The sequence below is a fragment of the Vibrio sp. SALL6 genome (assembly GCF_002002385.1).
Taxonomy (GTDB): domain Bacteria; phylum Pseudomonadota; class Gammaproteobacteria; order Enterobacterales; family Vibrionaceae; genus Vibrio; species Vibrio parahaemolyticus.
In genome coordinates, this window is the sequence record NZ_MQVK01000048.1 from 18,720 (window position 1) to 33,750 (window position 15,031).

A 15,031-nucleotide genomic window follows, 5' to 3' on the forward strand; every position below is an offset into this window, starting at 1 on the left:
GAGTGGAAGCGAGATCAACTTCAACAAAAATTAGAACGGCTTGGCCTTACGGCTAAACAACAGCGTGGAAAACTCATCCATTTGCTTTTGCTCACGTTTGGCTTCCGCGATTTGCTTTTCTTTCGCTTTCTTTTCGATCATCCACTCGTAAGACATGCGTTCTTGACGCATTTTGAGCCAGTAGTCTTTGCAGTTTTCGACTTGTTCTTTGAAGTGATGCTCTGCTTGCTTTTGCTTTGATAGTGTCTCGTCAAGCTGACATAAGAATCGGTTGAGATGCCCGTATTGGCTGGCGGTTAAACCCGCTTGGCCACGATCTACCAACTGCTGGCAGTAATCGAGACGATATTTCTCGATTTGCTCAACCTGACGGTAATAGTCTTCAAGCTCAGAGCGCGCTTTGTTCAGCGCAAGTACGGCTTGGTCTTCGCGCTCTTTGGTCTGCTCAAGTAGGAATTCCATAGCATTATTCATACGCTATTACCCACCCAAAATATTTCTGAGCATATTGACGCACATGTCGTATGGCACCGATTCTTTCATACGCTGCTGCAAGTATTCGTCTAGCTTCGGCTTTAATGTAAATGCGCCATCGATAGCCGGATCGGTGCCCGGCTTGTACGCACCAATCGACACCAAATCTTGATTTTTGCGACAAATAGACAAGACCTGACGTACCGCCTTCGACATCAACACATGTTCTTCGGTGGTGATCTGAGGCATCACACGGCTGACCGATTTCTCGACGTCAATCGCAGGGTAATGACCCGCGTCTGCCATTTCACGCGACAAAACAATGTGACCATCGAGAATGGCACGAGACGCATCGGCGATAGGATCTTGCAGATCGTCACCTTCAGTTAAAACGGTAAAGAAAGCGGTGATCGAGCCTTGCTCTGGGCTGCCATTACCCGCACGTTCCACCAGCGCAGGCAACTTGGCAAATACCGAAGGCGGATAACCTTTGGTGGCTGGCGGTTCACCAACCGACAAGGCAATTTCACGCTGTGCTTGAGCAAAACGGGTCAGTGAATCCATCAGCAACAGCACATCCAAACCTTGGTCGCGGAAGTACTCGGCAATCGTAAGCGCCGTTTGACACCCCTTCAAACGCATCAACGGAGATGCATCAGCTGGTGCAGCCACCACAACTGAGCGACGACGTCCGTCTTCGCCTAAAATCTCTTCAATAAATTCTTTAACTTCGCGTCCACGTTCACCAATCAGACCTACCACCACCACTTGCGCCGTAGTGCCTCGTGTCATCATGCCTAGCGTGACCGATTTACCCACACCAGAACCCGCAAACAAGCCTATACGCTGGCCTTTGCCTACCGTCAACAAACCGTTGATCGCTTTTAAGCCAACATCGAGTGGTTCAGATATCGGTTTTCGTGCCAGTGGGTTGATGGGTTCCGCATTAAATGACGCACGGTGCTCAGTGTAAATCGGGCCAAGTCCATCCAGCGGATTACCCACGCCATCAATAACGCGGCCAAGCAGCTCCATACCGACAGGCAAACCTGCTTCGCTGGTAAGTGGCGTCACTTTTGCACCGGGCAAAATACCGGTGATTTGCTCACTCGGCATCAAATACAAGTTGTCACCAGAAAACCCAACTACTTCGGCTTCCATGTGACCAGACATGGTTTCAACCAAACATAGACTGCCGATCGGCGCACGACAGCCCGTTGCTTCTAGGGTCAAACCAACAACGCGCACCAATTTGCCAGAAGCGACCGGGCGCGTGGTTAAGCCTTCAACTTTGTAGTTTTTGAGGCGATCGGCCAAAGCTTGCATGGATTACTCGCCCTCTTGGTGACGGTTCGCGCCACAAAAGCTGTGCAGCACACTCTTGATGCGCTCTTCCATGCGGTAGTTAATGCTCGATTCGCCTGCTTCGATTTGCACATCGCCACGATTAAGTGATGGCTCAGAAACCAGTGTCCAGTTACGGCAATCTAAATCTTCTTCACCATACGCAGAGCGAATGATAGCAACATCTTCAGGGTTGAGATGCAGTGTGATTGGATGGCCAGAAATCGGCAGCGCTTCTACCGACTGCTTAACCGTATCGAGGATAATTTGTGGATTGGTTTGAACCTCAACATGCACCACTTCTTTGACTAAGCACAGCACCATGTCCACCAGTTGCTTCTCTACCTGAGCATTCATCAGCTCCAAAGGTTGAGCAAACTGGTTGGCGAGATTCATAAACACTTCAACCTGCTGTTGAATAAACTCTTGGCCAGCAGAAACGCCTTCTGCTTTACCCAGCTCTAAGCCCTCAGCATGGCCTGCTTGCAAGCCTTCTTCTTTGCCTTTGTCGTACCCTTGCTTAAAGCCAGCTTCTTGGCCTTGGTACAAACCTTCTTGATAAGCGCCTTGCTTGATCAGTTCGATCTGTTCTTCTGTCAGTTCAAGAGCTTGCTCTTCTTCTGGCTCGTCAAAGTTTGGCACCCAGCTAGGATCGTAGTTAAACGCAGTCTGTTTGGCTTTTTTTTCCTTTGAATCGCCATAGTCGGGTAAACCCCAACGTTGCGGTTCGATCAGCGCATCATCTTCATCAGGACGGATAAATCCACGTTTTCTATCGCCAGCCATGGGTTACCTACTGTGTTTTAGATTTGAAGTGAAGGTGCCCCGCAACAAGAAGGTCGCAGGGCTATAGAGATTATAAGAACTCGTCTGCGCCGCCAGAAAGCATGATTTCACCAGCGTCGGCCATACGACGAGCAATCGCCAGGATTTCTTTCTGCGCCGCTTCTACGTCTGCCACACGCACTGGTGGCATCGCTTCGATGTCGTCACGCATCATCTCAGCGGCACGCTTAGACATGTTCTTGAAGACTTTCTCACGTAGAGAATCATCGGCACCTTTAAGTGCTTTTTGTAGAACGTCTTGCGGTACATCACGCAGCAATTTCTGAATACCTTGGTCGTCCACTTCGACCAAGTTCTCGAAGACGAACATAAGATCTTGGATTTGCGTCGCCATGTCTTCGTCTTGGTCGCGGATTTGTTCCATCAAGATACCTTCGACGTTGTTGTCTAGGTAGTTCATGATCTCGGCTGCTGCCTTCAAGCCGCCAATCTTGGCTGCTTGTGCACCCGCTTGACCCGCGAACTGCTTCTCCATGATCTCGTTTAGCTCTGCCAATGCTGATGGCTGAACCTCTTCAAGGTTGGCAATACGCATCATCAGATCCAAACGCACACGCTCTGGGAACTGAGAAAGAATTTCCGCCGATTGATCCGCTTCCAAGTACGACAATACGATGGTTTGAATTTGCGGGTGTTCGTTGACAATAATGCTTGCCACTTGGCGTGGGTCCATCCATTTCAATGAATCCAGACCTTTCGAACCGGTACCCAGCAGAATTTGATCAACCAAGTTGTTCGCTTTGTCTTCACCCAGCGCGGCCACCAAGGCATTACGCATAAAGTCTTCGCTGCCCATACCAATGTTGGTGTATTTCTGGATATCTTCCAAAAACGTACGGTGCACCGCCGATACTTTCTCTTGGCTTAAATCTTTAGCACGCGCCATTGCACTACCAACGCGCTGTACTTGCTTCGGTTCTAAATGACGGATGATGCCAGCCGCATCTTGCTCATTCAGACTTAATAACAAAATGGCCGCTTTCTCTTCACCAGTAATGGTGGAGGCATCAAACTCAACTGGCATGCCTGCGCCGTTTTCATCTTGAGGTACGATATCGTTAGCCATTTTCGTTCATCCAGTTTTTCACAACTTGAGCCGCTAGCTCTGGTTCGTTCGCTACAAGTGCACGAACCGCTTTCAGTACGTCTTCATCTTTATGAAGGTTAGGCAGATCGATACTTGAACCAAATTCAAACAGCTCACTGCTTTCAATGTCGCTACCAATTAGGCTGGTTTCGCCATCGGCACCAATTGGCAAACCGTCTGGGCCGTACATTTCATCGTCGTCATCACCAGCTGGGTTAAGCAGTTTCTTCATTGCAGGGCGAACCAGTACAAGCACAACCACGATGATAACTAAAGCGCTGGCGAACCAACGAACCCAATCGTTGAAGTTCGGGTGTTCCCAAATCGGTTGGTCAACAAGCTGCTCGGTTTCTGGCTCGGCAAACTTGACGCTCAATACGTTAAGTAAATCACCACGAGATTGATCAAAGCCGACGGTGCCAATCAACACCTGACGAATCGCGTTGATTTCACCTTCCGACATTGGTGTGTAGGTCACTTCACCTGTATCTGGATTAACTTGGCGACGGTCTTTGATGGCAACTGAAACAGTTTGGCGCGCCACTGTGCCCGTTTGCTTACGCTCATGGCTAATCGTGGTGTCTAGCTCGAAGTTGCGGGTCGATTCTTTACGTACAGAGCCTTGCCCCATTACCGATCCGTCTTTCATTTGCGCGACGTCTTGCGGAATAGAAGCATCCGCCGGAGGCTGATTACTAAGTGCACCCGGAATGCCAGCTACCATGTTGCCGTTGTTGTAATCTTCTAGCGCGTACTCGCTGCGGGTCGATGGCGTATTTGGGTCGAAACGTTTACGAGTTTGCTCAACCGCACTGAAATCCATTTGGATATCCACTTGCGCGGTGTAGTTACCAAAACCAAGAATAGGCAGTAGAACAGAGTCGATTTTTTCACGCAATGCTTGTTCTTGGCTGCGTTCTAACTCTTGCTCTTTACGACGCGCTGCAGACGCCGGATCCTGCGAACCAGAGCTCAACAAACGGCCATGCTGATCCGTGACGGTAATGCGCGATGTCTTCATGCCTGGAACGGCACTCGCGACCATATCGACAATCGAGTCCACTTCTTGCTGCTTGAGGTTGGCACCTGTCGATAGCGTCAAAAATACTGAGGCGGAAGCTTCTTGGTTATGACGCACAAACACACTGTGTTTCGGCAACGCCAACAACACTCGCGCTTTGCGAACCTGCTTCATTTCTTCAATGGCTTGAGCTAGCTGACGCTCACGGCTGAGCTTAAGACGTTCCTGCTCTAAGCGCTGAGAAACGCCAAAGCCCATGTCTTGCAGCAGAATGTCATCACCCGCTTCGGTCGCTTGATTGACGCCCGAACGCACCATGCCTAATTTGATTGAGTTGTACTCGCTCGACTCCACCGAAACGGTATTACCATCGAGTTTGTAATTGATTTTTTGCTGGTCAAGGTAATCCAGAACAGGGATCAGTTCTTCAGTGTCGTAAGCGCCAAGCGGACGCATTTCTGGTTCTTTTACCCAGAAGAACAACATCACGATTAACGCAACACAGATAGAGATCGATAGCACAAGCACGACCTGTCGAAGCAAATCGAGGTCGCCCACGGCCATATCGAATTTTGATGCACTGCGCTCTTCTAAATCTGGATTTTGGCTTTCCACATCCATATCGGAGCTAGAAACCAGTGCGCCATCTGAGCCGCCATCAGTGACGGTTAAATCTGTAGACTTGTCTGCCACACTTATTACCTAAATTACACTGGCATGTTCATGAGGTCTTTGTAGGCCTCAACGAGCTTATTGCGGATTTGAACAGTGGCTTCAAAAGCAACACTGGATTTGTTACGAGCAATCATGACGTCAGATAAGGAAACATCGGCATCACCACGATCAAAACGCGTTTGTAGATCGCCAGATGATTTTTGAAGTGAGTTTACGTTATTGATGGCTTTGGTTAGGAGATCATTGAAATCTGCACCCACTTTCGCACCCGTTCCTGTCGGAGTGGTGTTGGTCGCTTCAACCATCATGGCGCGCATTTCGGCCTGAATACCATCAACTTTCATTATCACCTCTGAGCCAAAAGTTTGACTATCTATTTAAACTAAATATTGACACAGCAATTTATGTGCCATAAGACGCCAGCAGTATAGTTTACTCACACTTTTGTCTTATGGCTACGCGTGTGAAACCTAACTCGGAATATCTATACCCGCGTCACGCATTTTGGCAAGTTTGTAGCGCAGAGTACGTGGGCTTATGCCTAATTTCTCTGCCATTTCTTTGCGTCGGCCACTACATTCCACCAAGGTTTCTAGAATGATCGCGTACTCTTGATCGCGCAGCTCGCCACCCAACCCCTCGCCGCCAGTGTTAACGCGGTTGACGGATTCAGCTTGAGCAACAGGCTTGACATCAGGGACCAATGTTTCTGCACTTTGCACAACGTATTGCAAGCTGTTGGCATCTTGCCAATCCACGCCTTCTAGCAAGATGTGCTCTGCACCGATATCGCCGTTTTCACTCAAAATCAGCGCGCGTTGTACAACGTTATCCAGCTCTCGAACATTACCTGGCCATGGGTACTGCAATAGTTTTTCCACTGCAACTGGCGAGAACTGAGGAACAGGCATACCCATTTTGCTACAGTGACGCTCGGCAAGATGCTTCGCAAGTGGCGCAATGTCCCCTTTACGCTCATTCAGCGCTGGCCATGCGATTGGGAACACATTCAGGCGGTAGTACAAGTCTTCACGGAAATTACCTTCCGACACATACTGTTTGAGATCACGGTTACTGGTCGCTAGCACACGAACATCTAGCTTGATGCTTTTACGGCTACCAAGACGCTCTACTTCGCGCTCTTGCAAAACACGCAATAACTTCGCTTGCAGGTTTAAGTCCATCTCGCTGATTTCATCAAGTAAGATTGTGCCGCCTTGCGCTTGTTCGAACTTACCCGGACACGCCTGAACAGCACCAGTGAATGCACCTTTTTCGTAACCGAATAGCGTCGCTTCCAGCATGTTGTCAGGAATCGCCGCACAGTTAATCGCAACGAATGGGCCGTCTTTACGGTTTGATGCTTTGTGAATGTAACGCGACATCACTTCTTTACCCGAACCGCTTGGGCCTAAGATCATCACGTTCGCATCCGTGCGAGCCACTTTATCAGCCAAAGCAAGTAAGCGCAGACTCTTTTCATCAGCAACGACAGCATCACCGTTGTCATCACTTTTGATAGGAGCATAGCGGCTTACCATATTAAGCAGCACTTCTGGCGCAAATGGTTTCGCCATGTAATCAATCGCGCCATCTTTCATTGCAGAAACGGCATCTTCGATATTGGCGTAAGCCGTCATTAGCAGCACTGGTAAGTTCGGCCAATTTTGTTTGATGTTACGCAGCAGCGCCAAGCCACCCATACCTGCCATTTGCACATCAGATACCACGATATCAACCGCATTTGATTTCAGCTTTACTAATGCGTCTTCTGCACTATCGGCTTCTAACCATTCATACCCTGCCAGAGCCAGAGTATCCACGAGGGCTTCACGAAGACCTTCGTCGTCTTCTACGATCAGCACTTTGCTTTGCGCCATTCTGATTCTCCAGTAATTGTTATTACCAGAAGCCGCTTATTGCGCTTCTGATTGCACTCGCTCCAGCGGAATGCACATGGTGAAGCAGGCTCCATCACCCTGCTCTGAAATAAGTTCCAATCGGCCGTCATGGGCACGGCAAACCATTTGAACGACAGCCAGCCCTAACCCGGTTCCTTGAGAACGCGTGGTAAAAAATGGCTCCATAATTTTGGCCTGTAGTTCTTGTGGTACACCCGGGCCGCTGTCTTGCACAGAAATGCGCAGTTCACCGTTTACCGGGCGGAAAAAGATGTCGATTTGCGACTCTTTGCCTGACATTTGAATCGCATTCATCACCAAGTTACTCAGTGCAGAGGCGATAGCATTCGCGTTGCCAAGCAGTTCGGTCTGTTCTTCTTCTACTTCGAGGAAGTAATCAATGTTGTTATTTTTAAGAGCTGTTTCGACCATTGGTTGGTATTCAGCAACCAATTGAGCAATCGTAAATGGCTTAATGACTTTATTATCACCACCTTTGGCAAAAAGCAGCATATCATTAACCTGCTTCTCCAAATCGTGCAGTCGATCCATTAATTTACTTTGGAAGCGCTCTCTCGTCGCTGGCGGAAGATTAGGCGCGCCCAAATTAGAGGCGTACAACATTGCGCTCGACAGCGGCGTTCTCACTTGATGCGCTAGCGATGCAACCATACGCCCTAATGAAGAAAGACGTTGTAGATCACTCACACGAGCTTGCAGTAAACGGGTTTCGGTTAAGTCGGTGATGAGGATCAGCTGCCCTGTCGCGGAGGCAGAAATCGCCAAACGCACTTTGCGACCATTACGCAGTGACACTTCGTGGCCATCATCTTCACGCGGATCAAAAGCCGCTTGAATGATGTTGAACCATTTCTCGTTAACCAGTGGGATTTCTAGAATTCGGTGTGCCTCGGGGTTGGCTTCTCGCACAACACCATACGTGTCGAGCAAAATAACCCCAGCGGGCATCACATCCAATACCTGCTTATAGCGCTCAACTTGGTTTTCTACTGAGTCTAAATGGGATTGGTTGGTGTTATTGTCCATTCACTGCCTGTCGAAATATCGCCACTAAAAAGTAAAATAGCTTGGTAAGCAATTAGCGTACCAAGCTATTTTTTATATTTATCATGACGTTATGTTATCGACAATAAGTTGACGCCGAGAAATGTCTGATTTTAATGTCAGAAAAGATAACTTTTGTGATTGAACTGAAGCTCGATCTAACGCTGCAAATTATACTTGCGCATTTTCTCAACCAACGTTGTACGGCGCATACCCAGCATATCAGCAGCTCTTGCAACGACCCCACCTTGCGCTTCTAACGCTTGGCTGATCATGTTGACTTCCAAATCTGCTAATAGCTCTTTTAGGTTCACCCCTTCTGGTGGCAACGCTTGAGGCGCATTCATGTTGTGATCCAGATCGCTTTGCTCGTCAAAGCTGAAGTCTTCCGAGAAGATGTCTTGGAACACATCGCGCTCTTGCTCTTCAATCGAAGTGAACGGATTACCTTCAGGTTGGAACTCTGGAATATCACTGTAGCGATATTTCGTCGGAAGATGGTTCACATCAACCAGACTGTTTGGGTACAAAATGATCATGCGCTCAACAAGGTTAGCTAACTCGCGCACGTTACCCGGCCAGTGGTGTTCCATCAAAGAGTTGATCGCACGCGGCGTGAAACAGATTGGCTGGCCGCCTTCGGCTTCCAGACGTGTCATCAGCTCTTGCAATAACAATGGGATATCTTGCTTACGCTCTTTTAGCGCTGGCATTTCGATTGGGAAAACGTTCAAACGATAGAACAAATCTTCACGGAACGTGCCTTCTTCGATCATGCTTTCCAAATTACGGTGTGTCGCAGCGACCACACGCACGTTGACTTTGATTGTCGAGTTTCCGCCAACTCGCTCAAAACAACGTTCTTGAAGTACACGCAATAACTTCACTTGCATCGACATTGGCATGTCACCAATTTCATCAAGGAAGATCGTGCCACCGTCTGCTAATTCAAATCGACCTTTACGCGCCGTTAACGCACCAGTAAACGCGCCTTTTTCGTGGCCAAACAATTCGCTTTCGAGTAGCTCTGGTGGGATTGCACCACAGTTAATTGGCACAAACGCACCATTGCGGTATGACGAATGGTAGTGAATGTTACGTGCTACCACTTCTTTACCCGTACCCGATTCACCAAGGATCAAGACATTGGCTTCTGTACCCGATACTTGCTCAATAAGATGACGAACTTCTTGAATACCGCGGCTCTGCCCTACTAAGCTACGAAACAGCGTGTTTTTACGCGCACTAGCAACAACATTGACCCCTTTACGGCCAAGAAAATCTTTGCAGTGACGTAACGCTTCACTAAGCTGCGGGTAATTTAGCGGTTGCTCTAATTCGCCAACAAAGTTTGGGAGATCGTCCACAGGCAAAGGAAAGCTGCCCAAGACAAGAAGTGGGATATGGTATGCATCGTTGAGACGAGCCATCACGGCAGTTGCCGCTCGACCTGCTGAGATATTGCCAACGATACAGCCTGACCATACGCTAGACCAATCAACATCGCCTAGCTGTTCGGAACCGACAGCTTCGCAACTTTCTCCAACAAATTCCAATATATTGCTTAAATTCAAACGACTTGATGCGTCATCATCAATTACAAGCAGCTTTGCCAAACCTTGCATAAGTAAGAATGATTGCCTTTATTTTAGGTGCGTTGCGGCCAAACCTGGATTTGCGCAATTGGGTGCTAAAGAAGGCGGAAACACCACACTCAATTTACGATCGACAAAATAGGAAAATCAGCAACAAAAAAAGCCATTAGGGCTACTAATGGCTTCTATTTTATTTGAATATGAAAATAAGGCAACCAAGCAATATAGAGGTGTGAGCTCGATTGTAACTTTCATGCGCAACTTGTTGCTAATGCAGTCTTAATATTTTAAGTCGATCCTAAAGCATTGTTTTGATTATTAAATGCCGACTTCTGCTGCCGTCAAGTTGTGGAACTCTGTTGGGATCTGATCCCAAGCCGATTTAATCTCACGAATAATGTCAATAACGTCGTCGATCGGCTGTGGATCATTCTGGTGGTTTGCCGCAGAAATCTGCGTGATCATAAACTCATACAATGAATCTAAGTTTGAAGCGATGTCACCACCATCTTCCATCGACAAACAGCTGCGTAGCGCAATAATAATGTCGAGTGCTTTACCTAAACGCTCGCCTTTTGCTGGGATATTGCCTGCTTGCATGGCTGCTTTGCCTTGAATAAGGCGCTCAATTGCACCAGCCATAAGCATTTGAATGACTTTGTGCGGAGAAGCCGCGCTCAGCTGGCTGTCGACTGATACTTTTTTGTATGCTTGCAAAGAACCGCGCATAGTAATCCTCTTTTAAATAAATTTTTTGTACTGCTGAAGCGAACGTTGGCCATAACGGAGTTTGTGAAGCTCTTTTCCGACCTTTGACGTTTCTGATTGCATCAGCTCGACAATTCTTTTGGTACGAGTCAGCAAGTCTTGCCACTCTACATCCTGCTTTACCAAGGGATTTTGTTGAATAATTGGTAACAGGTTTTGCAATAACCGTTCCCTGATATCGACCAAGCGAAGAATTTCTTCAGTATTAAAGTCAACTTTTTCCAGCTCTTGCGTAATTAGTTGATCTATATCACTAATTTCTATGAGTTCATTTTGCATTTATTAACCTAACGCACTCATAAGAGCCCCAAGTTGACCCTGCATCTTACCTGTCGCGTCTTGCATCGCGGTAAATTTCGCATGGGTACGCTTTTCCAGCCCTTCCATGCGGCGATCTAATGCCGCTTGGTCATCATTCAAACGGTAGTTTTGTTCTGTGAGACTTTTCTCTCGCGTACGAATGCTGCCCGTAATACCGGTGATGCCGTGAATCGCATCTTCGATACGCTTCGCAAAACCAGTGTTACCACCGAAGAATTTTTCTAACTCGTTGAAGTTATTGTTCAACTGACGGTCAAGCATGTCATAGTTGATTTCAAGCGTGCCTTGACGCGTCGTGGTAATACCAAATTCTGTCAATGATTTCAGATTTTCTGGTGCTTGATCGATTCGGCTTGAAAAGACGGCTTTCAATCGTGAATCGGCACTTCGCACCGTGCTGTCACCAGCTAGCGGCCCTTTTTGGCCGGTAGTTGGGTCCACACTCGAGAGTGCTTGCGAAGTTTGATAAAACGAGTTGTACGCCGAAACAAAGTTTTCGATGTCGCTGCGTACACTTTGACGGTCGTACTCGACTCCGATTTCTGCAGGCGGCTTGTTTGGTTCTGACTTGCCTTTAAGTGTCAAATCTACGCCTTCAATGGCGTCTTCAATTACGTTGTTATGGCTTGAAAGTTTTGCCACGCCATCAAGCAGCACTTCAGAATCTTGCCCTGCTTGTACCTCTGTCATACCAAGGTATTCTTCGAATGAGGATTGCGCTTTTGCGATTTTGGCTTCTGCTTCGTCGATTTTTTCTAGACGTTCACGCTCTTGAGGATCGAGTTTCGCACGATGAATTTGCTTGGCTTGCTCTTCGGAAAGCTCACCACGTTCGACTTTTGCGTCGAGTTCTTGCTTTTCATCCGCAATTTTCTGCTCGATTTCTGCTTTTTCTTGTTCTAGGAGCTGCTTAGCTTCTTTGGTCGTAACGTAAGAATCCGTCAATGTGCCTGAGGCGGCATTATTCCAACCTGAAACATCCGGCGCTTTCTCTATCGCCTTTTCATCCAATTCCAGTTCTGGCTCTTCGTATGAATCCAGTAAGGTGCCTGACGCAGTTTCTGTCCAACCTGGAATGCGCTCTTCAGGTCGCAAGCTCGAACGTTGATTGGCCTTCTCAATGGCTTCTTGTCCGGCTTTAGCAGCCTCTGCACCAGCAGCTGAGATCGGCTCTTGCGATGCATCATCTTGTGCATTATCTGCCGCTTTTTGCGCTTCTGGAGGTAGAGGGTTGCCGTTCTCATCCAGAATTTCTGGTTGATCCGGTTGTTGCGGAGTTTGTAGTGGCCCTAACACTTCTTCTGCCGCAGCACGTGCTTCTTCAAGCGCATTAACTCGGTCTTCAAGTGTTTGGTATTCGAAATATTTCAGAGGGTTGCCTCTTTCGGCTTCCACGCTGACTTTGATTTGATAATCCTTACCAGAGAGGTTTGAGGCAAGGATGAGACGCGGTCCTTCGACATCATTAATGACGGAGGCACGAACGCCAGGGTTGTCTTTAGCACCATTGATGCCGCGTACGACATCGATGAGCTTAGATCGAGAACGAACCTCGATATTAAAACGGTCATCACCAAGCGAAATCTGCAGCTTACCAGGACCAAATTTTGCGTCTTCTGGCAATACGTCAGAAGCGACTTTGTGGCTCTGTGCAAGCTGCAACACATCGATAGCATACTTACCGGCTATAGCGTCAGTGGTTGCGGTGGCCGATACGATATTGTCGTCCGTGGTTTCAACCGTGCGGACGGCAAACGCTTTCTCCTGACGAAAGTTCGCCATGAGATTTTTCATCGTATCCAACGATTCTCTGAGTCGCCCATAGGCACTGATACTGGCATTGATTGTCGTGCGATCGTTGTCGATGCGTTGCTGCTTAGGCACACGTTCCGCATCCACAATTTTGCTGACCATGGAATTAATATCCATGCCGCCAGACATCCCCACAGGGCCTAAACTCATTAAATCACCTCAAAAACGACTTACACTTTTTCAACTAACAAACCGCTGTTAGCTGTGTGCTCAGCTAGGCGACGCAATACCACTAGCAGTTCTTCATCAGGAAATTGACGAATCACATCACCAGTATTGGTTTCGTAAATCGTCACAACGTCTCTGCCGGATTCTTCATCCACACGAAACGCTACTCCTTTGTTGATGGACGAGACAAACTCATTCATTTGTTCGACCATTTTTTCACGTTCTTCTCTGTTTAGCTCCTGACGGCTTTCCGCCATCTCGATTGCCGCTTGAACAGAGAAGTCGTGCTCGGTGCCTTTCGCTTTTTGCGGCGAAACGTCACCGGTTGAACTTGCTGTGCTAGGCGTACCTATGCCGTTGCCATTTTTATTTGCAACATTTGTGCCATTCGGTGTGCCGTAAGGCTGGATGTTCGATGCGTAGGAGGATATTTCCATTACAATCTCCCTTCCACCTTATGAGCTAACGATAGGATCTATCGTTTTGGTGACCTAAGCACTAGGCTGGGTCGACCTTGTTAGCCCAACAAGCTTAGCGCTGCAGATGGTGACTGCTTCGCTTGAGCCAGGATTGAAGTACTTGCTTGCTGAAGAATTTGCGACTTAGTCATCGCTGTTGTTTCTTTCGCGTAATCAGTATCTTTAATACGGCTGTTAGATGCATTAACGTTTTCGTTAATGTTGTCTAGGTTGCTGATTGCGTGGTTGAAACGGTTCTGGAAAGCACCTAGTGACGCACGTTGGCTGTCTACTGATTTAAGTGCACCGTCGATAACTGCTACAGCTTCTTGAGAGCCTGCAACCGTTGTTACGTCGATGTCTTTAACCGTTACGTCTTTCGCATCACCAAAACCGATCTCGCCAGCTAGGTTGCCAGAGAACTCAACTTCACCATTTACTTTCTGAGTAGAAGCAAATACTTGTAGCTTGCCGTCTTCACCAACAGACGCTTTTACATCTTCGCTTTGACCGTTGATGTAAGTTGCTAGCTGCTCGATGTCGTCGCCTTGCTTAGCCTTGATGGTAAGTTCTTTCTCTTCACCTTGTTTGTTGGTGTAGCTCATTTTAAGCTCAGTTTTATCACCAACTGTCCAAGATGCATCTTTACCTTCTTCTGCTGAGTAGCTCTTACCACCCATTGCTGAAGTATCAGAACGTAGGCTGCCCATAGAAAGCATTACTGCTTCGCCAGAGTCCGCACCGATTTGGAAAGATTGAGTACCGTACGTACCGTTAAGCAGTTTGTTACCACCGAAAGAGGTTGTTTCAGCGATACGGTTTAGTTCGTCGTTTAGCGCTGTTACTTCTTCTTGGATCGCTACACGTTCTGCTTTTGAGTTAGAACCGTTCGCAGATTGAAGCGATAGGTCACGCATACGTTGTAGGATGTTGGTAGATTCATTCATTGCACCTTCAGCAACCTGTGCAATGGAGATACCGTCGTTCGCGTTTTTCACAGCCATGTCTAGGCCACGGCTTTGAGCGTTCAAACGGTTTGAAATCTGTAGACCTGCAGCATCATCTTTCGCGCTATTGATTTTATAACCCGAAGACAAACGCTCCATTGATTTTTGTTGACCTTCAGCCGCGTGGTTTAGGTAACGCTGTGCGGTCATCGCAGAAACGTTAGTATTAACGTTAATCGCCATAATTGATCTCCTTAAGGCTTAGTGAATGTACCGTCGTGTCTCTCACCTCACTTAGGTACATCTCATTTCTCTCAGTCCCTTTAACGGCGACGTATGCATATCCTTTAGGAGAAATTTTCAATTTTTTGCGATTATTTTCTTTGGCTTACTGAAGTGTGATGAAGCTCTAATATTGTCTTTGATGAATATCTTCGCTCTTTTAAAGGCAGAAAAAAACCCAGCCGAAGCTGGGTTTACTCGCTCATCTCTCACCACGAGCCAATGAGGTTCTCGTCTTAGGTTTAAAATTAACCTAGAAGACTTAGC

General features: G+C 47.6%; 14 protein-coding genes. All 14 read right to left on the bottom strand.

From position 1 onward, the window contains the following. Nucleotides 1-30 precede the first annotated feature (30 nt). The 14 genes from fliJ to BIW15_RS23145 all read right to left on the bottom strand — a co-directional run bounded on the left by fliJ (nt 31) and on the right by BIW15_RS23145 (nt 14,725). Nucleotides 31-474: a flagellar export protein FliJ gene (gene fliJ / locus BIW15_RS23080; RefSeq protein WP_005457733.1), complete on the bottom strand. Its 444-nt coding sequence runs from the start codon at nt 472-474 to the stop codon at nt 31-33. Nucleotides 475-480: 6 nt separating this feature from the next. Further along, complete coding sequence (fliI, locus tag BIW15_RS23085; RefSeq protein WP_005457757.1) at nt 481-1,800, bottom strand: flagellar protein export ATPase FliI; 1,320 nt, start codon at nt 1,798-1,800, stop codon at nt 481-483. A 3-nt stretch (nt 1,801-1,803) separates the two neighbouring features. Beyond that, nucleotides 1,804-2,604, bottom strand: coding sequence for a flagellar assembly protein FliH (gene fliH / locus BIW15_RS23090; RefSeq protein WP_005457705.1), 801 nt, complete (start codon nt 2,602-2,604; stop codon nt 1,804-1,806). 70 nt (nt 2,605-2,674) lie between these two features. Continuing rightward, complete coding sequence (gene fliG, locus BIW15_RS23095; RefSeq protein ID WP_005457745.1) at nt 2,675-3,730, bottom strand: flagellar motor switch protein FliG; 1,056 nt, start codon at nt 3,728-3,730, stop codon at nt 2,675-2,677. Beyond that, on the bottom strand, nt 3,723-5,465 hold the full coding sequence (gene fliF, locus BIW15_RS23100; protein ID WP_005457713.1) for a flagellar basal-body MS-ring/collar protein FliF: 1,743 nt from the start codon (nt 5,463-5,465) through the stop codon (nt 3,723-3,725). The genes fliG and fliF overlap by 8 nt, the downstream gene beginning before the upstream one ends. Nucleotides 5,466-5,479: 14 nt before the next feature. Next, nucleotides 5,480-5,791 carry a flagellar hook-basal body complex protein FliE gene (gene fliE, locus BIW15_RS23105; protein ID WP_005457685.1) on the bottom strand — a complete coding sequence of 104 codons (312 nt, stop codon included), beginning with the start codon at nt 5,789-5,791 and terminating at the stop codon, nt 5,480-5,482. A gap of 126 nt (nt 5,792-5,917) precedes the next feature. Continuing rightward, nucleotides 5,918-7,327 (bottom strand): sigma-54 dependent transcriptional regulator, encoded by a 1,410-nt coding sequence (locus BIW15_RS23110; protein WP_020841153.1) that lies wholly within the window; start codon nt 7,325-7,327, stop codon nt 5,918-5,920. 36 nt (nt 7,328-7,363) lie between these two features. Beyond that, the gene (locus BIW15_RS23115) at nt 7,364-8,395 is read right to left on the bottom strand and encodes a PAS domain-containing sensor histidine kinase (protein ID WP_005457625.1); all 1,032 of its coding nucleotides are present in this window, start codon (nt 8,393-8,395) and stop codon (nt 7,364-7,366) included. Nucleotides 8,396-8,571: 176 nt separating this feature from the next. Then, entirely contained in the window at nt 8,572-10,038 is a 1,467-nt protein-coding gene (locus BIW15_RS23120) for a sigma-54 dependent transcriptional regulator (RefSeq protein ID WP_005481102.1), read from the bottom strand. 288 nt (nt 10,039-10,326) lie between these two features. Continuing rightward, nucleotides 10,327-10,737, bottom strand: coding sequence for a flagellar export chaperone FliS (gene fliS / locus BIW15_RS23125; RefSeq protein WP_005433081.1), 411 nt, complete (start codon nt 10,735-10,737; stop codon nt 10,327-10,329). A 12-nt stretch (nt 10,738-10,749) separates the two neighbouring features. Further along, complete coding sequence (locus BIW15_RS23130; RefSeq protein ID WP_077281682.1) at nt 10,750-11,055, bottom strand: flagellar protein FliT; 306 nt, start codon at nt 11,053-11,055, stop codon at nt 10,750-10,752. Nucleotides 11,056-11,058: 3 nt separating this feature from the next. Further along, nucleotides 11,059-13,059, bottom strand: coding sequence for a flagellar filament capping protein FliD (fliD, locus tag BIW15_RS23135; protein WP_077281683.1), 2,001 nt, complete (start codon nt 13,057-13,059; stop codon nt 11,059-11,061). A gap of 20 nt (nt 13,060-13,079) precedes the next feature. Next, nucleotides 13,080-13,514, bottom strand: coding sequence for a flagellar protein FlaG (gene flaG / locus BIW15_RS23140; RefSeq protein WP_005457768.1), 435 nt, complete (start codon nt 13,512-13,514; stop codon nt 13,080-13,082). Nucleotides 13,515-13,594: 80 nt separating this feature from the next. After that, nucleotides 13,595-14,725, bottom strand: a complete 1,131-nt coding sequence (locus BIW15_RS23145) for a flagellin (protein WP_005457770.1) — start codon at nt 14,723-14,725, stop codon at nt 13,595-13,597. Nucleotides 14,726-15,031 lie beyond the last annotated feature (306 nt).